The following is a 24456-nucleotide window of genomic DNA, read 5'->3' on the forward strand; positions in this document are numbered from 1 at the left end:
TCCATGGTCAACTCTGTGAACAGTGCGCGGATCTCTCGCACCCGAAGATCTGCGGCGGCAGCGGTAGGCGTCACCCTCGTCGCCGCTCTCCTCACCCCGACGGCGGCGCACGGTGCCCCACCGCCACCGGCGACACCCGCCGCCACCGGCACCGCACACCGCGCACCTGTCACGGTCACGCTGATCACCGGCGACCGGGTGACGGTGACCCCGGGCGTCAACGGCGCGACCCCCTCGGTGGACGTCACACGCCCGCCCGGCGCCACCGGCGCCGTGCGGGTCGCCACCGAGGGTGGGGACACCTATGTGTACCCCGACGAGGCGATGCCCTACCTCGCGACCGGCCGACTCGACAAGCAACTCTTCGACGTCACCCAACTGATCGCGCAGGGCCTCGACGACGCGCGGACCAGCGAACTTCCCCTGATCGTCACCCGCGCCGCAGGCGCGGCCACCCGCCGGACCAGCGCTACGCTGCCGGGCACGCGGACCGCGCTGGAGCTTCCCTCGGTCCGCGGCGAGGCGATCCGCACCCGCCGGTCACAGGCGACGGACTTCTGGTCGGCGCTCACCGGCGGTGGACAGTCGACGGCCGCCCGCCGCGCCGCCACCTCGGTCCCCTCCTTCACCTCGGACGTCGACAGGGTGTGGCTCGACGGCAAGGCAAAGGCCGCCCTCGCCGACACCACAGCGCAGGTCGGCGCTCCGGCGGCTTGGGCGGCCGGAGGCACCGGCAGCGGTGTGCGGGTCGCCGTCCTGGACAGCGGCGTGGACACCACCCACCCCGACCTCGTGGACCAGGTGGTGGCGTCCCGGAGTTTCATTCCGGGCCAGGACGTCATCGACCACAACGGGCACGGAACCCACACCGCCTCCACCGTCGCCGGAACCGGCGCGGCCTCGGACGGTAAGGAACGGGGCGTCGCTCCCGACGCCGACCTGGTGATCGGCAAGGTCCTCGACGAGAACGGCAGCGGCTCGATCTCGGGGATCATCGCGGGCATGGAGTGGGCCGCGCGGACCGAGCGCGCCAAGGTGATCAACATGAGCCTCGGCGTCAGCGCGTGGCACACCCAGGACGACCCGCTGAGTCAGGCCGTGAACCAGCTGACCGCCGAGACGGGCGCGCTCTTCGTCGTCTCCGCCGGCAACAGCGGCCCCGACCCGTACACCCTCGGCGCCCCGGGCACCGCCGACGCCGCCCTCACCATCGGCGCGGTGGACACCTCCGACCACCTGGCCGACTTCTCCAGCGTCGGGCCGCGCACCAACGACGAGGCACTCAAGCCCGACATGACCGCCCCCGGTGTGGACGTGCTGGCAGCGCGCTCGCAGCACATCCCGTGGGGCGAGGGCTACTACCGCCTGGACAGTGGCACCTCGATGGCCGCGCCGCACGTCGCCGGGGCGGCTGCCCTGCTGGTGCAGAAGCACCCGACCTGGAGCGCGCGGCAGATCAAGGACGCGCTGATGAGCACCAGCGTCCGCACCCCCGACTACACCGCGTACCAGGCCGGCAGTGGTCGACTGAACGTGGCCGCCGCCTACCACCAGGACCAGGTCGTCGCGACCGGCTCGGTGGACGCCGGCCTCGTCCGGTGGGCTCCCGGCACCTCACCACAGCCGATCACCCGGAAGATCACCTACACCAACACCACCGCCGCTCCGGTCACCCTGGCTCTCGCCGTCGAGCAGGGCTCCTCCTCCGCAGGGACGTTCACGGCGGCGGCCGACAGCGTCACGGTGCCGGCTCACGGCACCTCCACCGTCGACGTCGTGGTGGACCCGGAAGGTCTTGCGCCGGGGCGGTACTCCGCCCAGGTCACGGCCCGCTCCCCGACCGGGGAGGTCCACACGGCCGTCGGGGTCGCCGTCGAGTCCAAGAAGTACGACCTCACCATCCACCTGAAGGACCGCGCCGGTCGACCCGTGAGCGGCGAGGTCGAGGTCGTCAACGCCGAGACGGGCCGTACGTTCATGTGGGTTCCGGACGGAAAGCTCACCAGTCGCCTGGCCCCCGGCTCCTACACCGTCGTCGCCACGCCCGACGTGGAGGGTGTGAACGGGCCCGGCTCCCTCGGCCTCGCGATGCTGACCGCCCCCGAGGTCGACCTGACGACCGACCGGGTCGTGGAACTCGACGCGGCACGGGCCCGTCAGGTGAAGGTGGCGACACCGCAGCCGACTGCCGTTGTCAACACAAGGATCGACCTCTACCGGTCCTTCACCTCCGTCGAGCCGACCCCCACCGACTGGAGTGCTCTGAAGGAGACCTTCTGGCCCGGCGCCACCTACGACAGCCTGTGGGCGCTCCCGACCAAGGGCAAGGTCAAAAAGGGGAGCTTCGTCCTGACCACCCGGATCCGCGCCGCGCAGACGCCGCTGGCGATCACCTACGACGGCCGCCGCCTCGGCGACCCCCTCGCGCAGCCCGGCTCGTCGGCACTGCCCGACGGCACGTCGCGCCTGGACGCCGTCTTCGCGGGCGTCGGCGCGGCTGCCGACTACGCGGGTGTGCCCGCCCAGGGCAGGGCCGTGGTCGTCCGCGGTACCGACTCGGTGACCCCCACCGACCAGGCTGCTGCGGCGTACGCCGCCGGTGCGGCGATGCTCCTCGTGGTCAACGACCGCGCCGGCCGCAAAAGTGACTGGTACGGCAACCCCGACGGCGTGACGACCGGTCAGATCCCGGTTGCTTCGGTGACCATGAACCAGGGCGAGGCGTTGATCCAGAAGATCACTGCCGGCCGCAAACCGGTACGGCTGGCCGTCGTGGCCCACCCCTTCGCGAAGTACCTGTACGACCTGGTCGACTACCACAGTGGCGGGGTGCCTGCTGATCCCTCCGCCAAGACCGGTCCCCGCGACCTCGCCCGGATCGATCTCACCTTCTCCCCTCCCCCGGGGAAGCAGTCCAGCGAGAGCCGGGTCGACTTCCCGCCGTACGAGTACGGTGCGGCACGCTCGTTCCCGTTCCAGCCGGTGGTGCCGGGTCCGCGTACCGACTGGGTCTCCGCGGGTGACGGCGTGAAGTGGATGCAGTACGCGGACGTCGCCGACTGGGCGCGGTCCAACACGGACGCGATCGCCTACCGGCCGGGCAGTGTGCAGAAGGACCGCTGGTTCGGGCCCATCACCCGGCCACGCATGCTCAGCACCGAGATCCCGTTCCGCGGTGAGACCGGCATGAGCGCCTACATCCAGGGGTTCGGCGATGCGGGGGCCGCGCACAGTGGTGGGGCCAGGATGTCCCAGGTCGCCACGTTCTACCAGGGTGACAAGCAGTTGACCCGGTTCGACGGCTGGCCGGAGATCGGCGCGGGTGAGTTGTCGCCGGAGAAGATGCCGTACCGGCTGGTCGTCGAGACCACCGGCAATCCTGAATTCAGCCCGTACTCGACCGCCACGCACACCGAGTGGCGCTTCACCTCCGGCTGGAGCGGGGAGGTGCGGGCCGTCCCGCTGGTCCAACTGGACTACGGCACGGACGTGGACGTCACGGGTCGGGCGAAGCGTGGGAGCGAATTCTCGATCACCCCCGTGGTGGAGGGCAGCACCGCGGCCCGGGACGGGGTGTCCTCGCTCCGACTGGAGGTCTCCTACGACGACGGGAAGACCTGGCAGCGGCAGGACCTGAAGGAGAAGCAGGGCATCTGGCGGGTCTCAGTGAACGCGCCGCACCGGGCCGACTTCGTGTCGATCCGGGTCACCGCCGACCAGCGCAACGGTGGCGGCGTCACCCAGACCGTCACGCGGGCCTTCGGCCTCCGGTAGGACGCGGGGGCCGGTGCCGACGCGGCACCGGCCCCCGCTGTCCTGCCCGCACGGCGGCACTAAAAAGCCCGACCCCAGGTGGGGTCGGGCTTTTCTCAGTTGTAGCGGGGACAGGATTTGAACCTGCGACCTCTGGGTTATGAGCCCAGCGAGCTACCGAGCTGCTCCACCCCGCGTCGGCCCGTTAAGACTAGCCCATCCGCGCCGACGATGATCAGCGGGGTCACCGAACGGCGCCGGGCGATGCCCGGAACTGTGAAAGCCCGCCTCCGGGGAAACCGGAGACGGGCTTTCGTTCGTAGCGGGGACAGGATTTGAACCTGCGACCTCTGGGTTATGAGCCCAGCGAGCTACCGAGCTGCTCCACCCCGCGTCGGCTCGATAACCGTAGCGCACCACCCCCGGACCCCGCAAAACGACATCCGAATCCGCCGAGGGAGCTTCCGGCCACGCCGACGTCAGTCGAGCCAGGCCCGGATGGCGGCGACCGCGCGGCGACTGTCCGCGTCGACCTGGGCCCGCTGGCTGGAGGTGTTCTCCCAGCCCTGCTCCCAGAGGATCGTCACCACGTCGCCGATCCGGATCGCCCGGACCAGCCGCACGTCCTCCACGCCGGTCGGATCGCCGTTGATGTCCTGACCTGGGCTGCGCACCTCGAACAGCACCGACTCGTCGCCGTACCCGCTGTCGGCAAGCAGCCGCTGAGTGCTCCGCGACGGTGTGTCGCCGCCCGGCCACTTCTGCTCGGGGCAGTTCCGCACCGCCTCCCGCAGCTCGTCCAGCACGTCGTCGGCGCGTCCGGCCCGATAGATGGTGATGGAGTGCGCGTAGGTGCCGTCCGGGACGTACCCCTCACCGGGGTTCTGCGGCAGCTTGTAGATCAGGAGCCGGGTCCGGCGCTGCACCACCGCCTCGCTCGAAACACGTGCGCCACAGAGGCCCGGCAGCACGGCCAGGTCCCGGAATTCCGGCGCGATGCCGGTCTGGTTGGCCGGCGCGAGCGCGAAGAACGCCCGATCCGGGATGCTGGTCGGCGTACGAGGTGGCGCCACGCCGGTGACCCTCGGCGACGCCGACGCCGTACCCGGGGGGCGGCTGGGCACCGTCGGCGGGACCGACGGCGACGGCGGAGCGGCCGTCGCGTCCGGCGTCGGCGAGACCGGGGGCGAGGGAACCGTCGGCGTGCCGGCCGGCGGGGATACGGTCTTCGTCGCCGGGACGGCAACCACCTGACTACCGATGACCACGCCGCCCGCCACCAACGCCACGGCGAGGGCACCACCTGTCGCACGGAGACGGGCCCGACGGTCGGCCTGGTGCCGCAGCACGTCCGGCACGGCCAGCGCACGGGTGTCCGCGTCGGCGGCGAGGGACCGATACATCTCTGACAGTTCACGCGACATCGCTGGCCTCCAGTTCCACGTCGGCGAGATCGGGCAGCAGGGCGGCGAGTCGGGACCGGCCGCGGGAGAGCCAGGACTTCACAGTGCCGACGGGTACGCCCACCTCGCGAGCGATCTCGTCGACCGGCATGTCGAACAGGTAGTGCAGAGCCAACGCCTGCCGGTGGGTCGCCGGCACCTGACGCAGCGCCTGGACCAGCAACACGCTGTCCTCGTTGGGCGGCGCGACCGGCTGCGGGGGCCCTGCCGTCCGCAGCGCGCCGCGCAGGGTGCGCAGCCGCCGCCAACGATCGGTCGCCAACCGGGCCACCACCAACCGCAGCCAGGCCTCCGGCGCGGGATGCTCGGACAACCGCCCCCACTGTCGCCAGGCCCGGGTGTACGCCTCCTGCACCAGATCCTGCGCCTCGTTGTGGTCACCGGCGACCGCGTAGCCGTACCGCACCATCCGCCGCGCGGTGCCGCGGTAGAAGTCGTCGAAGCTCTGCGCATCCCTCACTGCTGCTCCCCCTCGTCCCCACCCCTTGCAAATGAGGACGGTGGAGCGTTGTCCCAGGTTGCGGGCCTGCGGCAGCTGTCGGTGAGGTGACAGGCGGGGCACGTGTCCGCACACGGCGGAGCCCCCGCCGTGCGGACCGTTGCGGTCCGACGACGGGGGCTCCGAGACGACTCCCGGTGGTGGATCAGCCGCCGGCGCTCGGGCTGCCACTCGGGGACGTGCCACCACCCGGGTTGGCGGCCTGCTGCGCCTGCTGGAACGCGGTCAGCGCCTCGTCCAACGCCTTGAGCGCGCGCCCGTACCGCTCGAAGTCACCGGACGTCTGCGCCGCCCGCACCTCGGTGATCGCGGTCTGCACCCGGTCCGCCGCCGCGGCCAGGTCACCGGTCGGCGGCGGGGTGCCCGCGCTCGGCGTGGGGGTCGGCGTCGGCGTGGCGGCCCCGCTGGGCGTGGGCGTCGGCGTCGGACTCGTCGGGTTGCCCCCCGGCGGCGGAGTCGGCGGCGCGCCCTGCCCGGCCTTCTTACCCTGCTCGACCAACTGCTTGATGCCGTCGTTGATGTTGTCGGCGAGCGCCACGAAGGAGCCACCGTCACCGTACGAGAGCAGCACCTTCTGCAACAGCGGGTACGCGTCCTGCTGGTTGCTCTTCACGTAGACCGGCTCGACGTAGAGCATGCCGTCGGCGAAGGGCAACGACAGCAGGTTGCCGTACTGCACCTGCGCCTGGTTGCTGGACAGCAGGTTGAGCTGCTGACGGATGTTGGCGTTGTTGGTCATCTGCTGGTGCACCTGGACCGGGCCGGAGATCCGGGTCTGGTCCGGCAACTCCAGCACCTCCAGCCGAGGCTTCCCGTCGACGTACGACCCGGAGATCAGCGCGGCGAGGTTCTGCCGGCCGTTCGGGGTGACCGCCGAGGTGAGCTGGAACCGAGGGCTGTCCTGGCCCGGGAACTGGGTGAACAGGTAGTACGGGGGCTGCTTCTGGCCGCTGTCCGGAGCGTCCGGCACGTTGGGCACCTGCCAGAAGTCCTGTGCCGAGTAGAAGTCGCCCGGGTTGGTCACGTGGAACTTGGTGAGCAGGTTGCGCTGCACCTTGAACATGTCCGCCGGGTAGCGGAAGTGCTCGTTCAGCTCTACCGGGATGTCCGCCTTCGGCTGGATCAGGTCGCCGCCGAACGCCTTGTTCCAGGCCTTGAGCACCGGGTCGGTGTCGTCGTACTCGTAGAGCGTCACGGTGCCGTCGTACGCGTCGACCGTCGCCTTCACCGAGTTACGCATGTAGTTCACGTTCTCCCGGGCCAGCTGGAACGTGCCCCGGTTGGTCAACTCGTCGGTCGTCTCGGTCTGCAGGTTGACCCGCTCGGCGTACGGGTAGCTGGCCGCCGTGGTGTAACCGTCGACGATCCACTGCACCCGACCGTCCACCACCGCCGGGTACGGGTCGCCGTCCAGGGTGAGGAACGGCGCCACCTTCTCCACCCGGTCCCGGGGGTTACGCACGTAGAGCAGCTTGGAGTCCTTGTTGACCGCCTCGGAGAGCAGGAAGTTCGACTCCTGCTCCTTGATGGCGTACAGCAGGCGCCGGGCGAAGGAGCCGATCTCGACGCCGCCCTCGCCGGTGTAGGTGTAGGACTCGCCGCCACCCTCACCGACCGGCCTGTCGAACTCGGCCTTCTTGTTCGGGTCGGACTGCCCGACGATCGCGTAGTCGTCCGCCGCCATCCGCTCGCCGTAGTAGATCCGCGGCTGCTTGGCCGGGATCTGCTCGGTCTGCGAGGAGCACGCCTCCTGGGTCTTCTCGCCGAGGAAACCGGAGACGAAGAACGGCTGCCCGCCGCAGACCACCTGGTTGGCGGGGGCGGCCACCAGCCCGTACCCGTGGGTGTAGACGGTGTGCCTGTTGATCCAGGTGTTCTGCTGGTCGGTCAGCTCGCCGTAGTTGATCTCCCGGACGCCGACCACGTAGTCGGAGACCTTGCCGTTCACCCCGTACCTGTCGATGTCCAGCTTGGGGCCGAAGTCGTAGAAGCCACGCACCTGCTGGAGCTGGGTGTACGTCTCGCTGACCAGCTGCGGGTCGAGCAGCCGCACGTTCGGCACCACCGACGTGTCGGTGGCCAGGCTCGCCGGTGGGGTGAGGTTGTTCGCCGCGTACGGGGTCGTCTCGGTGGCCCCCAGCCCGAACGCCGCCCGGGTCGCGTCGATGCTGCGCTGGATGTACGGCGCTTCCTTGTCCTTCGCGCTCGGCTTGACCTCGAAGGTCTGCACCGCCCAGGGGTAGATGCCGCCGATGGCCACCGCGGAGACGCCGAGCAGCGCCAGCGAGATGCCCGGCCAGACCAGGTTCCGCATCCAGGCGTTGGAGAAGACGATGATCGCGATCGCCACCACGATCGAGATGTAGGCCAGGATCTCCTTCGCCGGCAGCAGCGCGTTGACGTCGGCGTAGCCGGCGCCGTACAGCTTGACGCCCTCGTTGTACTCCAGCAGCATCGCCCGCCGGTCCAGCACGTACGCGATGGCCTTCAGCAACACGAAGACAGCGACCAGGCTGCTCAGGTGCGCGCGGGCGGCGTTGCTCATCCGGTCCCCGACGCCCTGCAGGCGAACCCCGCCGAACAGGTAGTGCACCGCCAGCGCGCCGATCACCGCCAGCACCACGGCGGTGAAGGCGACGCCGAGCAGGTAACGCCAGAACGGCAACTGGAAGACGTAGAAGCCGATGTCCACCCCGAACTCCGGGTCCTTGATCCCGAAGTCACCGCCGTTGCGGAAGAGCATCCACTGGTTCCACCGGTTCTGCGCGGAGAGGCCGGCGAAGAGACCGACCACCGCGGCGGTCAACACGATCCAGGTGCCGAGTCGTGGGCTGAGCACCATCCGGTAGCGCTCTAGGGTGGCCTGCTCCACCGAGTGCGGGCGCAGCCGCGGACGCAACCGGTGGGCCAGCCACAGGTTGCCACCGACGATCACCGCCATGCCGAGCCCGACGGCGAGGAACAGCACCAGCCGGGTGAGCAGGACTCCGGTGAAGACCTCGGTGTAGCGGACCTCGTCGAACCACAGCCAGTCGGTCCACGCCTGGACACCCCACCCGAGCAGGGTGAAGAGCACGAACACCCCGACCAGGACGGCGATGGTGACGCGCCCGCGCCGGCTCATCCTCGGAAGGGGGCTGCTGCTACGCATGACCACTGTTGGCTCCGCACGCTCGATGTGATCGGCTCCGACCAGGCACCCAGAGTACGGGGTGATCCTGAACGTGTCGGGGCACGGTCACGTCGGTCAGCAACGGGTCGGCTGGCCGCCCCCGCGCAACGTCTCCAGAGCGGTCAATGCCTCGTCCAACGAGCCCACCCGCAACAGCGGCAGATCCGGCTGGGGATTGCGGACGGCCTCGGCGCAGTTGTCCGCCGGAACCAGGAACACCTTCGCCCCGGCGCGCTTCGCGCCGACCAGCTTCTGGGCGATCCCACCGATCGGGCCGACCGCGCCCTCGTCGTCGATGGTGCCGGTGCCGGCGATGACCTGACCACCGGTGAGATCCGCCGGGGTCAACTTGTCCACGATCCCCAGGGCGAACATCAGACCGGCGCTCGGGCCGCCGATGTCCTCCAGGTCGATACCGAGGGTGAACGGGTGCGGCTGCTGCTGGTCGATCTCGACACCGATGCGTGGGCGGCCGTCCTGCTCCCGGCTCGTCACCGAGACGGTGGCCGGTACGCCGTCGCGGGTGTAGCCGATGGTCAACGCCGTGCCGACGGGCTTGGCCCGGACCAGCTCGGTCACCTTCGCGGCCACCGGCACCGGCTGACCGTCAACCGAGGTGATCACGTCGCCGGCCTTCAGCGCCCCGGCGGCCGGGCCGTCCCCGGCCACCGTCTTGATGACCACCTGCACCGGGAAGCCCAGCTCCCGCAGTGCGGCGGTCTCCGCGCTGGTCTGCGATGCCTTGAAGTCCTCGGCGTTACGCTGCTCGACCTGCTCCGTCGACTCCCCGGGCGGGTAGACAAGCTCCCGCGGCACCACCGCCTCGTCGTCGGAGAACCATCCCGCGATCGCTCCCCGCAGCCGCACCGTGGGCTGCACACCCACCGTGGTCAGCCGCAGCTGCCCGGCCGAGGTCGAGGTCTCCCGCCCGGAGACCTGGATGACCTCCTTGCCGTCGGCCGTGCCCAGGGTGTTGACCGTCGGACCGGGCCCGAGCACCACGTACGGGATCGGAACCCGGAGCACCCCGATGCTCAGCAGGGCGGTGAACAGGGCACCGAGCAGGACCGTCAGGCCGCGACGTCTCATGCCGCAGAGCGTACCGACCGGCCGGGGACCGCCCGCCGGATGCGCCACGCGACTTCGCCCTCAGCGCAACGCCAGCGGCGGCTACCAGGGGCGCGGCCCGCGTACCGTAGACGTCGTGCCTGATATTCCGTTCGGTTTCGCGCTCCCGGGTGGGCAACCACCAGACCCCAACGATCCCGCGCAGATGCAGCAGTTCATGTCGCAGATGCAGCACCTGCTCTCCTCGCCGGGCAGTGGGCCGGTCAACTGGGACCTGGCTCGGCAGGTAGCGGCCAGCCAGCTCGCGGCCGCCGGCGACCCGGCGGTGTCACCGTTCGAGCGCAACGCGGTCGAGGAGGCGTTGCGCCTGGCCGACCTGTGGTTGGAGCCGGCCTCGGCGTGGCCGTCGGGCATCCAGTCGCCGGTCGCCTGGAACCGCAATGAGTGGATCTTCAAGACGCTGGACGTGTGGCGCAAGCTCTGCGACCCGGTCGCCAGCCGGATGGTCGGCGCGATGGGCGACCTGGTGCCGCCCGAGGCCCGCGCCCAGCTCGGCCCGATGCAGTCGATGGTGGCCACCCTCGGTGGCGCGCTCTTCGGCGGCCAGCTCGGCCAGGCCCTCGGTTCGCTCGCCGCGGAGGTCCTCTCCGCCGGCGACATCGGGTTGCCGCTCGGCCCGGCCGGCACGGCCGCGCTGATCCCGGCCAACATCCGGGCGTACGGCGAGGGCCTGGAGCTTCCCGAGGACGAGGTCCGCCTCTACGTGGCGTTGCGTGAGGCCGCCCACCAGCGGCTCTTCCAGCACGTCCCGTGGCTGCGCGGGCACGTGCTCAGCGCGGTCGAGATGTACGCCTCGGGCATCCGGGTCAACCGGGAGGCGATCGAAGAGGCGATGGGCCGGGTCGACCCGACCGACCCGGAGTCCATGCAGGCGATCGCCCTGGAGGGGATCTTCACTCCGGAGGACAGCCCCGCCCAGAAGGCCTCGCTGGCCCGACTGGAGACCGCGCTCGCCCTGGTCGAGGGCTGGGTGTGCCACGTCGTGGACAGCGCCGCCAGCGACCGGCTGCCCAACGTCGTCCGGCTGGGCGAGGCCTTCCGCCGTCGCCGGGCCGCCGGCGGGCCCGCCGAGCAGACCTTCGCGGCGCTCGTCGGCCTGGAGTTGCGCCCGCGCCGGCTCCGCGAGGCCGCCGCGCTCTGGGCAGCGCTCACCCAGCACCGCGGCATCGAGGGTCGCGACGCCGTCTGGGGGCACCCGGACCTGCTCCCCTCGGACGACGACTTCGCCGACCCGGTCGCCTTCGCCATGAACGACATGGACCTGAGCGAGCTGGACAGCTTCGACTTCACCGCACCCGGTGGGGTCGAGGAGAAGGCCCCCGGCAAGCCCGACGAGACCGACGGCGACGGCAAGGCGTGAGCCTGCTGAGCCCTGACGCCTGAGCGTCGACCCGGGCGTCCGCGCGTTGTGGCGGGCGCCCGGTGCACGTCGCCGTCGAGGTCTGAACGCAGCCACGGCCGGCGGTGACCGTCGGTCACCTCCGTCGGGGCGGACGGGGTCATGACCGGTATACCTGAGAGTCATATCTATGCCTCTGAGGTATATCGCTCACCAGCATATCGACTGCGGCTTCGGCGACCTCGGCGGCGGGGTCGCTGTCCAGGTGGTGGCGGGCCAGCCCTCCGTCCGGGGTCAGAGCCCGGCCTGCCGAGAGCTGGCTGGTTGATGGGTGTCAGGCGGCGGGGCGGCCTGAGCCGGAGAGCAGGGCGCGGGTCGCCTCCCACCCTTCGAAGGCCGGGTCCAGCATGGCCAGGTCGGCCGGGCCGCGCAGCCGTCGCCAACCGGCGGTGACCGCGACGTCCCCGGGTCGGGGGGCACCGGACCGCACGTCCGCCGGCGTCGCCGAGTCCAGGTCCAGCGGGGGCACCCAGCCCGGCACGGGCAGGCGCACCGCCACACCGAGCAGACCCGGGCCACCGCCGTCGACCGGGGCCACCGCCACGGGTCGGGTGGTGAGCGGCCGCAGCAGCTTGCCGACGGTCAGTGCGGGCAGGTCCGGCACGTCGCCGACCAGCACCGCTGCCTGGTCGTAGCCCTCCAGCGCGGCGAAGACCGCGTTCGGCGTCGGCTCGGCCACCTCGTACACGGTCGTCCCGGGCCAGACCAACGCGTCGGCCAGCGCCCGGTCGGCCGGGGTGACCGCGACCGCGACCTCCACCTCGTTGAGCGTGGCGAGCAGGTCGATGACGTCTTCCGCGAGCGCAGCCCGCCACTCCGCCAGGTCGACGCCCGGCGGCGACCACTGGACCGGCCCGAGCAACGCCACTACCACCCGTCGTGCCACCTGCCGACCCTAGCGCGTACCCCGACCGCGACCCGAGCCCGCCGATCCGCTCCATATCGGCGACGTGGGGGCATCCGCGACGCCGGATACCCCCACGTCGGCGATCTCGAGTCGATCAAGGGAGGTTCGACTCCGGCGGGCCCGCACGGGACGGGGGCCTGCGGGACGGGTCAGGTGGAGACGGGAGCGCAGGAGGCGGCGGCCACACCTTCGAGGTAGCCCCGCGCGCGCTCCGCCCTGGGGTAGCGGCCGACCAGCGCCCAGAAGCGGGCGTTGTGGCTGGGCACGATGAGGTGCGCCAACTCGTGCAGCAGCACGTAGTCGATCACCCAGTCGGGCATCTCCTGGACCCGGTGCGAGATCCGGATACTGCGGTCGGCGGGCGTGCAGGACCCCCACCGACCGTTCTGGTTGGTCACCCAGCGGACGCTGGCCGGCACCGCCTTCGAGGCGTACTCGGCGAGGTGGAGGTCGATGAGCCGGGTGGCCCGGGTCAGCAGCTCGGCGTCGGAGCGGGCCAGGCGCCCCTCCCGGGCGGCGAGCCGGGCGAGCATCCGGTCGACCCACTCGCTCTCCTCCGCGCGGGAGAACTGGTCCGGGATGAGGACGACCACGCGCTCACCGTCACGGTACGCGGACACCGTGCGTCGTCGGCGCTGGCTGCGCCGCACCTCGACGACCGGCTTGCGCGTCCCCGCCATCACTGGCCCGCGCAGCCTCGGCTACGTGTCACGAAGGAAAGCTAATGCGTACTGACCAGGGGTCCGCAAGAGTCAACCGCACGACACGCGCCCAGAAAGTGGTGATTGGTCGCCAGGAGTCCGGAAAATTTCTTGACAGCGACGTCGCCGAGCCATCTCGTCACCCTTCGTGAACGCCGATGGCGGCCTTACGCGACGCCTTCTCACCGTAGGTGATCACCGTCCTGGATGCGGCCTCGGGGGCACCCGCACGGGTGGCTGTGAGGGTTTGGTCGGCGTGTCCCCGCCAAACTGACTTATCCGACCTAATTCGCCATGCACACTCTCGACGTCGACTAGCTCACAGTGTCGATGCACAGCTGACATGGAACTGCCCAGACCTGGGTAGGGTCCGCGGACCAGCGGTCACGAAGGTGGCCGCGGAGTGAGACCCAGCGCCGGCGCCCCGTGTGGCCCGCCGCCGGGCACCCCCGCCGGGACGGCATCGACCGGCGGACGAGACGAGGAGGGCACCGTGGCCGACCAGGCCCAGACGACCTACAACGGTTACTGCGTGAAGTGCAAGGAGAAGCGGGACTTCGAGGGGCACGTCGAGGTCTCGAAGACCGGAATGAACATGGCCAAGGGCAAGTGTCCGGTGTGCGGGACAACAGTGAACCGCATCCTGGGTAAGGCCAAGGTCTGACCCGTACGACTGACGGGGGCGGGGTGGCCGACGGCCACCCCGCCCCCGTTGCCGTCCGAGGGTGCCCACGTCCAGGTGTCGGGTGACTGACAGCCGCCCCGGCGGGCTGTGGAAAACCCGCCGAAGCCTGTGGATAACCCTGGACAGAGGGCCGGGCGCCTGTGGACAACGATCGACCGAACGCGAAGATGCGGTCACGATCAGCGACCATGAGTCGCACTCCACTGCCCCGCCCCACACTGCTGCCCGGCCTCAACCGGCTCTGGCGGGACCGGCACACCCTCCAACTCGGCGTCGGCCCGGGGCTTGCCGTGCTGCTGGAACTGGCCAACCCCCGAGCCGCTCACCTGCTCGACCTCGTCGACGGCACCCGCAGCGAGCGCACCGTGCTGGCGCAGGCGGCCACCGTCCAGGTCACCGCCCACGAGGCGCGCACGCTGCTCGACGCCCTGAGTACGGCCGGCCTGCTGGTGCCCGCGCACAGCCTCATCCCCCGTGACCTCGCCGGACCGGTTCGTGCCCGGCTGACGGCGGAAGCCGGCGCCTTGGCCCTGACCGCTGCCCGACTACCCGGCACCCCCGCACAGGTCCTGCGGCGGCGGCGGACCGCCCGGGTCGCGCTCACCGGCGCCGGGGCGCTCGGTGCGCCGTTGGCGGTGGCGCTGGCCCAGGCCGGCGTCGGACAGGTGATCCCCCAGCTCACCGGCCCGGTACGCCCCGTCGACCTGGTCGGCACCGGCATCCCCGCCATCGAGCTGGGCCACCCGCTGACACCTGCCGTACGCGACGCTGTCGACCGCGTCGCGCCGGGCACCGGCACCCGTCCGGTCCGGGGTGGCCGGGTGGACCTGGTGATCCAACTCGGCACGGACCGGCCACCCGCGCTGCTCGCCGCCGGCCACGCCCAGCGGCGGCAGGCACACCTCTTGGTCACTCTTCGCGAGGGCGTACCGGTCGTCGGGCCGCTGGTCCGCCCACCCGCCGGGCCCTGTCTGCACTGCGTCGAGCTGCACCGGGCCGACCGCGACCCGGACTGGCCGCGGCTCGCCGCTCAGCTCGCCGCCACCGATCCGGTCGCCGCCGGCGCGACCAGCACGTTGCTCGCCGCCGTCGGGTACGCGCTGGCCGAGGCGCTGAAGCAGCTCGACGGCGGCCAGCCCGAGACGCTGGGTGGTGCCATGGAGATCACCGGTGCGGGCGGTTTCCGCCGCCGAGGGTGGCCGCCACATCCGGCATGTGAGTGCTCGCGGGGCCGGGTGTCCGCACCAGCCCGGCCGCAGACCAGCAGCGGAGCCCTCCGGTCGGTAACAATGACCGTGTGACCGACATCCCGCGCCGCGCCGTGTCCCGCACCGCCAAGCTCGCCGCCCTACCGCTCGGCTTCGCCGGCCGGACAGTCCTCGGCATGGGAAAGCGCGTCACCGGGCTCGCCTCCGACGTGATCTCCGCGGAGATCCAACAGCGCACCGCCGAGCAGCTGTTCAGCGTGTTGGGCCAGCTCAAGGGCGGGGCGATGAAGTTCGGTCAGGCGCTGTCGGTGTTCGAGGCGGCGCTGCCGGAGGAAATCGCCGCGCCCTACCGTCAGGCGCTCACGAAGCTCCAGGAGGCGGCGCCACCGCTGCCGGCGGCCAGCGTGCACAAGGTGCTCGCCGAGCAGCTCGGCCCCGACTGGCGGGACCTGTTCGTCGAGTTCAACGACACTCCCGCCGCCGCCGCCAGCATCGGCCAGGTGCACCGGGCCCGGTGGCGGGAGGCGGGCTTCGACGAGTCCGGCACGCCGAACAGCCGCGACGTCGCCGTGAAGATCCAATATCCGGGTGCCGGCGAGGCGTTGCTCGCCGACCTCAAGCAGCTCTCCCGCCTGGGCGGGATGTTCCGGGCCATCCAACCCGGCCTGGACGTCAAGCCGCTCCTGGCGGAACTGCGCGAGCGGATCACCGAGGAACTGGACTACGAGCTGGAGGCCGAGTCGCAGCGCGCCTTCGCGGCCGCGTACGCCGACGACCCGGAGATCTACATCCCGAAGGTGGTCAACGCGGCGCCCCGGGTGCTGGTCACCGAATGGGTGACGGGCACCCCGCTGGCCGACATCATCCGGGAGGGCACCGAAGAGGAACGGGACGAGGCGGGCCGGTTGATGGCCACCCTGCACCTCTCCGCGCCGCAGCGTGCCGGGCTGCTGCACGCCGACCCGCACCCGGGCAACTTCCGGCTGCTGCCCGACGGCCGACTCGGGGTGATCGACTTCGGTGCGGTGGCCCGGATGCCGGAGGGCACGCCGGAGCCGATCGGCCGCATCGCCGCGACCGCCCTGCGCGGCGACGCCGACGAGGTGGTGGCGGGGCTTCGTGCGGAGGGCTTCATCGGCTCCGCCGAGGTGATCGACGCCGAGGGTGTGCTCGACTTCATCCGTCCGATGCTGGAGCCCATCGCGGCGGACGGGTTCCGGTTCACCCGGGCCTGGCTGCGGGCCGAAGCAGGCCGACTGGCCAGCCCTCGCTCCCCCACGTACCAGCTGAGCAGGCAGCTCAACCTGCCGCCGTCGTACCTGCTGATCCACCGGGTGACGCTCGGGTCGATCGGTGTGCTGTGCCAGTTGGAGGCGAAGGCCCCGTACCGCAGCATCCTGGAACGCTGGCTGCCCGGCTTCGCGCCGGTCGCCTGACGACGTGACGAAGGGCGGGTGCCGGTCGGCACCCGCCCTTCTGCGTGGAGTGGTACTAGAGAACGCCCAGGTCGCGCGCCGTCTGGTTGCGGCTGTTCATGGCGACGGTACGGGCGGATCGGGTTGCCTCAGTGCTCGTGGTGGTACGACCGGCCTGAGGCCGGCGCATTCGAGCCCGGGACAACGCTTCGTTGAGTAGTTGCATCTCGAAGGCTCCACTCGGGACGTTGAACATCGTCTTCTCTCTCACTGCCGGTGTGACACCGGCGTCGTTGGTACGGATCGGGAACATGTCAGGCTGCCAGCCGGACCGCGCCACGCACTTCGGACAGCCCACTGGCCGCCAGTCGCGCCTCGGCCTCGACCCGAAGCTCGGCGTCACGGGCGACGTCCTCCTTACGCGGGCGGCCACGGGGCCGCTTGCGCGGGACGACCGCGCCACGCTCGAAGATCTCGCCGCCCCAGACGCCCCACGGCTCCGCTCGCTCAACGGCTCCAGCCAGGCACTCGACACGCAGCGGGCAGTCCCCGCAGAGTGACTTGGCCAGCTCGAGCTCGGTGGGCGAGTCGGAGAACCACAGGTCGGGGTCGAACTTCCGGCAGGGCAGGTTCGCCTCCAACTCGACGCTCATGTCGAGGGGGGCCAACGCCAGACTCATCTCCCGGTCACCTCTCTCTCACTTCGATCTCGTGGATCGCATTCCGACGTACTTACGGCGGGCAAAAAATTGAGGCCGCGGATCCCGGTTACGGGTTCCGCGGCCTCGAGGTGAGCCGGTGTCTGATGGTCAGACCGGTTTACCTCGAGGTGGAACGCCGCGGACATCCATGCGCTTCTTGGCGACCCGGATGCCATTGCCCGTGAAGCCACTGGTCCCCTCGACTCCGACGGGCGCGACGGTCAGGGTCAGCTCGGCCTGAACCTGGTGCACCTGCGGAACCGACGGTCGTGCGGTGGCCGTGAGGGCCACCCGGACAGCCGACAGCGGAGCGTGGACAGACGGCATCGCCGCCAGACGCTCATAGGTGAAGATCTTCACGGGTGCCACCTCCCTCACGTTCCTCGACTCGACTGAACCAACCCCCGTGAGCAGCCGGAATGGCGCCGCTCGCGTGGTGTGTCCTGAGGCTATTCCTCGCGCCGGGGCGAGGGCAAACGAATTTACGACGAGATTTCGAAAGTTTTCTCCGGGCAGACGTCGTCCACCCCCGCGCCTCCCACCAGGGCCAGCACCGAATCTCCGTAAAGGCCCAGTTTGCGGGGGCCGATGCCGGCGATGGCGATCAGCTCCTCGGACCGTCCGGGCCGCCGCTCGGCCAGCGCGACGAGCGTCGCGTCGGTGAAGACCACGTACGCGGGCACCTTCTGCGCCGCGGCCACCCGCTGCCGCCACTCGCGCAGCCGTTCGTGCAGCTCGTCGTCGATGTCGGACGGGCAGGTGGGGCAGCGACCCAGCTTGCGGTCCGGGCCGGCGAGCAGTGTGGCGCCACAGATCCGGCAGGAGACGATCTGGGTCCGCCGCCGTTCGGCGCGGCGGGCCGGACCGGTGCCACCCGCCGCCCGCTCGGTGCCGCCGGAGCGGTCCAACTGCGGCAGGAAACGCGACGGCCGCCGGGCCCGACCGCCCGGCGAGCGTGCGGCGGCGTACGACAGCCAGAGCCACTCCCGCGCGCGGGTGATCCCGACGTAGAGCAGCCGACGCTCCTCCTCGATCTGTTCGACGGTCTTGGCGTACGTGGTGGGCAGGGTGCCCTCGGCGAGGCCGATCAGGAACACGGCGTCCCACTCCAGCCCCTTGGCCGAGTGCAGCGACGCAAGGGTCACCCCGTCCACCGTCGGTACGTGCTGCTGGGCCGCGCGGCGGGCCAGCTCCTCCGTGAAGTCGAAGAGGGTTACGGGGCGTTCCACCGACGCGGCCTCGCCGATGGGCACCACCTCAGGGCTGGCCGCGTACTCCTCGGAGAGCTGGACCAGCGCGGACAGCGCCTCCCAACGTTCGCGGGCGGCGCCGCCGGCCGGGGGCGTGTCCGGCGACCAGCCGACAGCGGTGAGCGCCTCGACGACGGCGGCCGGCAGCGGCGTCTCGCCGGGGATGGACCGCGTGGCGGCGCGCAACGCGACCATCGCCTGGCGCACCTCGGCCCGCTCGAAGAACCGCTCCGCGCCCTGTACGACGTAGGGCACCGAGGCCTCGGTGAGCGCCTTCTCGTACGCCTCGGACTGCGCGTTGACCCGGAACAGCACGGCGATCTCCTTCGCCGGGGTGCCCGCGTCGATCAGCGCCCGGCAGCGGGCGGCCACGGCGTTCGCCTCGGCCGGCTCGTCGGTGAAGATCCGCAGGTCCGGTTCTGGGCCGGGTGGGCGCTGCCCGCTCAACTCCAGGCGCAGCCGCGCCTCGGTGCCTCGGGCCTGGGAGATCACCGCGTTGGCCAGCCCGACCACCTGCGGGGTGGAACGGTAGTCGCGGACCAGCCGCACGACTGTGGCGTTGCGGTGCCGGCGCGGGAAGTCGACCAGGTACGCCGAGGTCGCCCCGGTGAACGAGTAGATCGTCTGGCTGGCGTCGCCGACCACTGTCAGGTCGTCGCGGCCGCCGAGCCAGGCGTCGAGCAGCCGCTGCTGGAGTGGGTTGACGTCCTGGTACTCGTCGACGACGAAGTGGCGGTACTGGCCACGGACCTGCTCGCCGACGTCCGGGTGCTCCTCGATGCCCCACACCGCGGCACGCAGCATGTCCTCGAAGTCGATCACGCCGTTCGACCGCTTGAGCTGCTCGTACGCGGTGAACACGTCGGCCACCTTCGCCGGCTCGTGCGGGGTGTCGCGCAACGCCCGGGCGGCGGAGACCACGTAGTCCGCCGGCTCGACCAGCGACGACTTCGCCCACTCGATCTCGCCGGCCAGGTCGCGGGCGGCGGCACGGTCGGCGCGCAGGCCGACCCGGGCCGCGGCGAGGGTGACGAGTCGCACCTTGCTGTCCAGCAGCTCGGGCATGGCGCGACCGGCCAGCAGTCGGGGTGCGAAGTACCGCACCTGCCGCAACGCGGCCGCGTGGAACGTCCGCGCCTGGACACCCTGCGCCCCGAGCAGCGTGAGACGGTGTCGCATCTCGGCGGCGGCGCGGGCGGTGAAGGTGACCGCGAGGACGTGCCGGGGGGATATCTGACCGCTGAGTGCCCGGTGGGCGATCCGCGAGGTGATCGCCCGGGTCTTGCCGGTGCCCGCGCCGGCCAGGATGCAGACCGGGCCGGCGGGCGCGGTCACGGCGGAGCGTTGCTCCGGGTCCAGCCCGGCGAGCACCTGTTCCGACGCTGAGTGAACCGCCACAACCAGGAATCATCTCAGCTACCCGCAGCGTTGCAGCGAACAGCCTCGGCTTGATCGGCAAGCCGCGGCCGGAGGAGTTGGAGGATCCGACGATGTTGACGATGTATTCCACCCCCTGGTGCGGCTACTGCCACCGGCTGAAGTCGCAGCTCGACCGGGAGGGCATCGGTTACGAGGTGGTCGACATCGAGCAGGACCCGAAGGCCGCGGAGTTCGTGATGAGCGTCAACGGCGGCAACCAGACGGTGCCGACCCTGCGCTTCGACGACGGCAGCGCCCTGACGAATCCCTCGATCAACCAGGTCAAGCAGCACCTCGAGTCCCTCTCCGCCTGACCGGTCCGGCCATCGACGAGCGGCCGCCCCCTCCCCGGGGCGGCCGCTCGTGGTGTGCCCGGACGGGTCAGCGTGGCGAGGGCCGGTGGGCACCGGATCGACCGGCGGCGTCCTCGGCCGGACGGCGGGGCGCCGGGAGCACCGGACGGGTCGGCTCCGGTCGGCGGCTGCCGGTCGGGGTGCTCAGGTGCCGGCCCCGCCAGAGGTAGGTGCCGGCGACCAGGGTGGCCAGCCCGACCAGCGCGAACAGCACCCGGTAGTCCAGGAACCCGACCAGCAGTGCGCCCGCTCCGATGGAGATGGCCTGCGGCCCGCTGACCACCGCCTGGGTGGCCGCGGCGACCCGGCCGACAAGCGTGGGCGGGGTCCGACGCTGGATCAGTGTGTGCAGCCCGACCATCGTCAGCGGGATCGAGACGCCGGCCAGCAGCACGGCCGCGAATCCGAGCCGGATATCGGGGTACGCGAGCGCCAGCGCGGCCGGGGAGAAGAAGGCGACCCCGGCGGCCAGCGTGCCGACCTCGCCGAGCCTGCGGATCAGCGCCGGTGAGCAGAGCCCACCGAGCAGCCCTCCCACGCCCTGCACGGTGACCAGCACGCCGACGAACGCGGCGTCCCGGTTCAGCCCCTGGTCGACGTAGGCGAAGATGAGCGACTCGCTGAAGCCCATCACCAGTGAGCCCAGCCCGTACCCGAGCAGGGCCCGGCGCAGGGCCGGCTCGCCGGCCAGGTGCCGCAGACCGGCGCCCAGCTCGGCCGGCCAGCGCAGCCGTACGGTCGGCGGCACCTGCCGTGGAGCGGGCAGCGCGGTGACCACCACCGCGGCGGTCAGAAATCCGACGACCCCGATCCCGGCCAACGCCCACCCGCCGAGCGCCGCGTAGAGCGCCGCGCCGGCCAGCGGGCCGATCAGCCGCATCCCCTGGCGTACGGTCTGCAACAGGCCGTTCGCCTCGGCCAGCAGCTCGACCGGCACCAGCTCCCGGATGAGGCCGCTGAGTGCCGCGCCGAGCGTGATGGACGACAGTCCGTACAGGGCGGCCACCAGGTAGACGACCCAGACGTCCCCCGCGTCCCGGACGGTGAACAGGGGGGTGAGCAGGGCGGCGGTGACCACGTTCGCGGCCACGAAGAACGGCCGGCGCGGGTACCTGTCGACGAACCAGCCGATCAGCGGCGCCAGCATCATCGGCGCGATGACCGCGAAGATGGTCGCGCCGGCCAGCCCGTTCGAACCGGTCAGATCCTTGACCCAGATGGCGAGCGCGAGCAGCAGGATCGACTCGGCGGTCATGCTGGCCAGCAGGCCACCGAAGAGCAGGCGGAAGTCGGGTCGGCGCAGGACGGTGCGCATGGGTCCCTCCGGCGGGATGGCGTGCCCACTGTGGGCGAGGTCGACGGGCCGCGACCGCGGGTCCGTCGTCGTCTGGCATTCCCGTGGTCCGATTTTCGTAAGACACGCCCCCGCCGGGAACCTCCGACGTCGGCCGCGCCGTCCATACTGACCGTGGGGGGCGAATTTCATACAGTTACCGTCGCGTCTGCGGCGGTCGACGGGAAAGAGGACACTGTGCCTCCTGCCGCACCCAGCCCGATCCTGCGTCGTCGCCGGTTGGGCGTCGAGTTGCGTCGCCTGCGGGAAGCCGCAGGCCTCACCGGTGACCAGGTAATCGAGCGTATCGGTTGGGCCTCCGCATCCAAATTGTCGCGACTGGAGAATGGCCGCAGCCGACCGGACCCGCAGGACGTCGGCGACCTGCTTGATCTCTACGGCGCCGACCAGGCCGTGCACGACGAGTTGCTCGGCATCACCAGCGAGGCCGGCGACATGCGCGGCTGGCTGAAGAACTTCCCGGTGATGACGCAGCAGCAGCGCAGCTGGGCCGAGTTGGAGGCGGGCTGCGCGGAGATCTGCGAGTACAACCCGACGCTGGTGCCCGGCCTGCTGCAGACCCCGGGCTATGCCCAGGTCCGGATCGTCTCGGCCCGGCAGGTGGGCGAGGGTGCCGGCGAACCGGAGCCCGACGACGAGCCGGACACCGAGGTGCAGGCACGGCTGGCCCGCCAGTCGCTGCTGACCCGTGAGCCGCACGCGCCTCGTTACACGGCAGTGCTGGAGGAGGCGGCCCTCGGCCGCCGCGCCGGGCCACCCGAGGTGCTGCACGAGCAGTTGCTCCAGCTCTGCGAGTTGGCCCTGCTGCCGAACGTCACGCTGCACGTGCTGCTGCGGGACACCCAGATCGGCAACTGGTACCTCCCGCCGACCGCGTTCTCGGTCTACCGGTTCGCCGATCCCCTCGATCCGGAGACGCTCGCGATCGAAGGTGGCTTCACTGATGTCATGTCGACCGAGGCAATCACGCTAAATCGCTATAAAGTGGTGTTCGAGTGGCTATGCACGGCGGCACTAAACGCCTCGGACACCCTCTCCTGGCTGATCGAGGCGACGGGACGGCTGACCGAGGCGGTGCCCCCATCCACAGTGGCGTTCGGGCCGGCAACGGCGCCGACCCAACGCCGCCGGGATTCGGGGCGGCTGACGGACCGGTGATCCACGGGGGACCCTCCGTCGGGACGTGCGGCACCACTCGTCCCATCGGATCGCTTCACATCAGGAGCAGAACCATGAACGACATCCACAACACGCCGTCCGTCACCGCCCACTCGTTGGCGGATGCCCCGTGGCGTACCAGCACGCGCAGCCAGACCTCCAACTGCGTGGAGGTCGCCCCGCTCGGCACCGGCCCGTCGGCCGTCGCGCTGCGGGACAGCAAGGACCGAGGCGGTCCGGTGCTGCTGTTCAACCGCGCGGGATGGCTCGGTTTCATCAGCGGTGCGAAGAAGGGACAGTTCGATCTGAACTGATCCGGTGACTGGTACGGGGCCGTCGGCGTGCTGCCGGCGGCCCCGTCGTCGTACCGGCCCACCGACCCCGCTGAGCAGCATCCGCCGATCGGACGACGCTCGGAACTGATAGGCGCGTTTCAGTTGCTGGGACGAACACGGGGCGTAACATGGCCCTCGGGTACGTGGAACTTCCACACAAACTCATTCGTCGCGGTTCATCCGGAGACCCTCATGCGGTTCCTGATCGTTCGCACCGACATCCGCACCGTCGCCGACGGGGACATCGCCGCTGCCTGGGCAGACGGCCACCGACTTCGCGACGAGACGACCACGCCCGAGCCGCGACGGCAGACCGTGCACGCCGAGGACCGGGACGCCGCGCTCCTGCTGGCCCGCGCCCTCGCCACGGTCGGCGCGGTCCGCGCCGGTAAGCAACGGGTCAAGGTTCTGCCGCTGGCCGAACCCCGAGCCGCCTTCCGACACAGACCGGGGCCCACCGGCACCTGATTCGACAGACGTCCGTCATGGTCGGACCGGCTCCCCCGCCGCGTTTCTCGCACCCACCGACCACGACGGCACGTGTTCCCGGCCCGTGACCGTCGCGGCAACGGCGGCCACGGGTCGGGACCGCGCCTCACCTGTCGGCGTCCACCCAACCGTCCAGCCAGCGGTGGATGAGGAACAACGCGATCGACGACGGTGGCGGCAGGATCAACTGCGCACCGTCGCCCACGTCCACCGTCTTCCCGGCCAGGGCCGCCCCGATCTCGCGACGCGAGAACCACCTCGCGTACGCGATCTCGGACGGGTCGACCCGCACCGGATCATCAGGGTCGGCGGTGGCCAGGAAACCCAGCATCAGCGAGCCCGGGAACGGCCAAGCCTGGCTGCCCACGTACCCGATGTGCTCGACCTCGATGCCCACCTCCTCGCGGACCTCGCGCAGGACGGCGGCCTCGGCCGACTCGCCCGGCTCGACATAACCGGCCAGGCAGGAGTAGCGCCGGCCGCCGGGAGTGCCCGGCCAACTCGCGTTGTTGCCGAGCAGACAACGCCCGTCCGGGCCGGTCACGCCGTCGTGCACCAGGACGATCATCGCCGGGTCGGTACGCGGCCAGATCCGCCCACCGTTGCGGTCCACCCGGGACCAACCGGCCTCGTCCATCGCGGTCGGCGCCCCGGTGCTCGTCGAGTAGCCGTGCCGGGTGTGCCAGTTGAGCAGCGCCAACGCGGTGGTGAAGATGCCCGCCTCGCGGTCGGCCAGCAGGTGACCCACCTCGCGCAGGTTGACCGCCCGGGTCCCCGGTACCGCCGGCAGCGGGGCGTCGACAGCGAAGACCGGCACCCCGTCCGGCTCGACACCGAGGAACATCGCCGTCGACTCGGACCCGGCCGGCACGTCGGCCGCACCGAACAGCACCAGCGCCGGAGGCGACGCGTCGGTGCGGGCCAGCGTCCGACCGTCGGCGGTCGAGTCGAGCAGCAACACCCGTGCACGCAGCCATGCCTCGGTCAGCCACTGCGCGTCACCCCGCCGGTGTGCCGCCCGATCCAGCGTGGATCGCGCCAACGGCGGGGACGCCTCCCCGCTCACG

The 24456-nt window shown here is 71.1% G+C and carries 20 protein-coding genes and 2 tRNA genes; 9 read left to right on the plus strand and 13 right to left on the minus strand.

Annotated features, from left to right (window positions below):
- Nucleotides 1-3 precede the first annotated feature (3 nt).
- Nucleotides 4-3774 (plus strand): S8 family serine peptidase, encoded by a 3771-nt coding sequence (locus O7631_RS00330; protein WP_278142517.1) that lies wholly within the window; start codon nt 4-6, stop codon nt 3772-3774.
- Between the two features lie 102 nt (nt 3775-3876).
- Here O7631_RS00330 and O7631_RS00335 read toward each other — a convergent pair.
- From O7631_RS00335 to O7631_RS00360, 6 genes are all read right to left on the minus strand, one after another.
- Nucleotides 3877-3950 (minus strand) — tRNA-Met (locus tag O7631_RS00335).
- 123 nt (nt 3951-4073) lie between these two features.
- Nucleotides 4074-4147 (minus strand) — tRNA-Met (locus O7631_RS00340).
- An 85-nt stretch (nt 4148-4232) separates the two neighbouring features.
- Entirely contained in the window at nt 4233-5156 is a 924-nt protein-coding gene (locus tag O7631_RS00345) for a hypothetical protein (protein WP_278142518.1), read from the minus strand.
- A 10-nt stretch (nt 5157-5166) separates the two neighbouring features.
- Nucleotides 5167-5676, minus strand: a complete 510-nt coding sequence (locus O7631_RS00350; protein ID WP_278142519.1) for a SigE family RNA polymerase sigma factor — start codon at nt 5674-5676, stop codon at nt 5167-5169.
- Between the two features lie 184 nt (nt 5677-5860).
- Entirely contained in the window at nt 5861-8866 is a 3006-nt protein-coding gene (locus tag O7631_RS00355) for a UPF0182 family protein (protein WP_278142520.1), read from the minus strand.
- A 96-nt stretch (nt 8867-8962) separates the two neighbouring features.
- Nucleotides 8963-9976: a PDZ domain-containing protein gene (locus O7631_RS00360; RefSeq protein WP_278142521.1), complete on the minus strand. Its 1014-nt coding sequence runs from the start codon at nt 9974-9976 to the stop codon at nt 8963-8965.
- Between the two features lie 115 nt (nt 9977-10091).
- Here O7631_RS00360 and O7631_RS00365 point away from each other — a divergent pair, with 115 nt between their 5' ends.
- Nucleotides 10092-11375 carry a zinc-dependent metalloprotease gene (locus tag O7631_RS00365; RefSeq protein ID WP_278142522.1) on the plus strand — a complete coding sequence of 428 codons (1284 nt, stop codon included), beginning with the start codon at nt 10092-10094 and terminating at the stop codon, nt 11373-11375.
- A gap of 313 nt (nt 11376-11688) precedes the next feature.
- Here O7631_RS00365 and O7631_RS00370 read toward each other — a convergent pair whose 3' ends face one another.
- On the minus strand, nt 11689-12300 hold the full coding sequence (locus O7631_RS00370) for a hypothetical protein (protein WP_278142523.1): 612 nt from the start codon (nt 12298-12300) through the stop codon (nt 11689-11691).
- A gap of 170 nt (nt 12301-12470) precedes the next feature.
- Nucleotides 12471-13001 carry a M48 family metallopeptidase gene (locus O7631_RS00375; RefSeq protein ID WP_278142524.1) on the minus strand — a complete coding sequence of 177 codons (531 nt, stop codon included), beginning with the start codon at nt 12999-13001 and terminating at the stop codon, nt 12471-12473.
- Nucleotides 13002-13515: 514 nt separating this feature from the next.
- Between O7631_RS00375 and O7631_RS00380 the strand changes: the two genes are divergently transcribed.
- The 3 genes from O7631_RS00380 (at nt 13516) to O7631_RS00390 (ending at nt 16351) form a co-directional block, all read left to right on the plus strand.
- Complete coding sequence (locus O7631_RS00380; RefSeq protein WP_167457767.1) at nt 13516-13686, plus strand: DUF5679 domain-containing protein; 171 nt, start codon at nt 13516-13518, stop codon at nt 13684-13686.
- A 209-nt stretch (nt 13687-13895) separates the two neighbouring features.
- Complete coding sequence (locus O7631_RS00385; RefSeq protein WP_278142525.1) at nt 13896-15008, plus strand: TOMM precursor leader peptide-binding protein; 1113 nt, start codon at nt 13896-13898, stop codon at nt 15006-15008.
- Nucleotides 15005-16351, plus strand: a complete 1347-nt coding sequence (locus O7631_RS00390) for an AarF/ABC1/UbiB kinase family protein (RefSeq protein ID WP_278142526.1) — start codon at nt 15005-15007, stop codon at nt 16349-16351. Before O7631_RS00385 ends, O7631_RS00390 begins: the two co-directional genes overlap by 4 nt.
- Nucleotides 16352-16644: 293 nt before the next feature.
- Here O7631_RS00390 and O7631_RS00395 read toward each other — a convergent pair whose 3' ends face one another.
- The 3 genes from O7631_RS00395 to O7631_RS00405 form a co-directional block, all read right to left on the minus strand.
- The gene (locus O7631_RS00395) at nt 16645-17010 is read right to left on the minus strand and encodes a WhiB family transcriptional regulator (RefSeq protein WP_145779086.1); all 366 of its coding nucleotides are present in this window, start codon (nt 17008-17010) and stop codon (nt 16645-16647) included.
- A gap of 129 nt (nt 17011-17139) precedes the next feature.
- Nucleotides 17140-17391 (minus strand): hypothetical protein, encoded by a 252-nt coding sequence (locus tag O7631_RS00400; protein ID WP_145779085.1) that lies wholly within the window; start codon nt 17389-17391, stop codon nt 17140-17142.
- Nucleotides 17392-17513: 122 nt separating this feature from the next.
- A complete protein-coding gene (locus O7631_RS00405; RefSeq protein WP_278142527.1) occupies nt 17514-19679 on the minus strand; it encodes an ATP-dependent DNA helicase UvrD2 in 2166 nt (721 codons plus the stop codon).
- A gap of 92 nt (nt 19680-19771) precedes the next feature.
- Between O7631_RS00405 and O7631_RS00410 the strand changes: the two genes are divergently transcribed.
- A complete protein-coding gene (locus O7631_RS00410) occupies nt 19772-20014 on the plus strand; it encodes a mycoredoxin (RefSeq protein WP_088991393.1) in 243 nt (80 codons plus the stop codon).
- 67 nt (nt 20015-20081) lie between these two features.
- Here O7631_RS00410 and O7631_RS00415 read toward each other — a convergent pair whose 3' ends face one another.
- Nucleotides 20082-21368, minus strand: a complete 1287-nt coding sequence (locus O7631_RS00415) for an MFS transporter (protein WP_278142528.1) — start codon at nt 21366-21368, stop codon at nt 20082-20084.
- Nucleotides 21369-21584: 216 nt separating this feature from the next.
- Between O7631_RS00415 and O7631_RS00420 the strand changes: the two genes are divergently transcribed.
- From O7631_RS00420 to O7631_RS00430, 3 genes are all read left to right on the plus strand, one after another.
- Entirely contained in the window at nt 21585-22565 is a 981-nt protein-coding gene (locus O7631_RS00420; RefSeq protein WP_278142529.1) for a helix-turn-helix transcriptional regulator, read from the plus strand.
- 74 nt (nt 22566-22639) lie between these two features.
- Complete coding sequence (locus O7631_RS00425; RefSeq protein WP_269682461.1) at nt 22640-22879, plus strand: DUF397 domain-containing protein; 240 nt, start codon at nt 22640-22642, stop codon at nt 22877-22879.
- A 213-nt stretch (nt 22880-23092) separates the two neighbouring features.
- Nucleotides 23093-23368, plus strand: coding sequence for a hypothetical protein (locus tag O7631_RS00430; protein ID WP_278142530.1), 276 nt, complete (start codon nt 23093-23095; stop codon nt 23366-23368).
- A 127-nt stretch (nt 23369-23495) separates the two neighbouring features.
- Here O7631_RS00430 and nudC read toward each other — a convergent pair whose 3' ends face one another.
- Complete coding sequence (gene nudC, locus O7631_RS00435; protein ID WP_278142531.1) at nt 23496-24455, minus strand: NAD(+) diphosphatase; 960 nt, start codon at nt 24453-24455, stop codon at nt 23496-23498.
- Between the last annotated feature and the right edge of the window lies 1 nt (nt 24456).

It is taken from the genome of Micromonospora sp. WMMD967 (assembly GCF_029626165.1).
Lineage (GTDB): Bacteria > Actinomycetota > Actinomycetes > Mycobacteriales > Micromonosporaceae > Micromonospora > Micromonospora taraxaci.

Coding starts and splice junctions, on each gene's coding strand:
- O7631_RS00330 (WP_278142517.1), top strand. CDS start 4: ATGGTCAACTCTGTGAACAGTGCGCGGATCTCTCGCACCCGAAGATCT.
- O7631_RS00345 (WP_278142518.1), bottom strand. CDS start 5,156: ATGTATCGGTCCCTCGCCGCCGACGCGGACACCCGTGCGCTGGCCGTG.
- O7631_RS00355 (WP_278142520.1), bottom strand. CDS start 8,866: ATGCGTAGCAGCAGCCCCCTTCCGAGGATGAGCCGGCGCGGGCGCGTC.
- O7631_RS00360 (WP_278142521.1), bottom strand. CDS start 9,976: ATGAGACGTCGCGGCCTGACGGTCCTGCTCGGTGCCCTGTTCACCGCC.
- O7631_RS00375 (WP_278142524.1), bottom strand. CDS start 13,001: ATGGCGGGGACGCGCAAGCCGGTCGTCGAGGTGCGGCGCAGCCAGCGC.
- O7631_RS00385 (WP_278142525.1), top strand. CDS start 13,896: ATGAGTCGCACTCCACTGCCCCGCCCCACACTGCTGCCCGGCCTCAAC.
- O7631_RS00395 (WP_145779086.1), bottom strand. CDS start 17,010: ATGAGTCTGGCGTTGGCCCCCCTCGACATGAGCGTCGAGTTGGAGGCG.
- O7631_RS00410 (WP_088991393.1), top strand. CDS start 19,772: ATGTTGACGATGTATTCCACCCCCTGGTGCGGCTACTGCCACCGGCTG.
- O7631_RS00415 (WP_278142528.1), bottom strand. CDS start 21,368: ATGCGCACCGTCCTGCGCCGACCCGACTTCCGCCTGCTCTTCGGTGGC.
- O7631_RS00425 (WP_269682461.1), top strand. CDS start 22,640: ATGAACGACATCCACAACACGCCGTCCGTCACCGCCCACTCGTTGGCG.
- O7631_RS00430 (WP_278142530.1), top strand. CDS start 23,093: ATGCGGTTCCTGATCGTTCGCACCGACATCCGCACCGTCGCCGACGGG.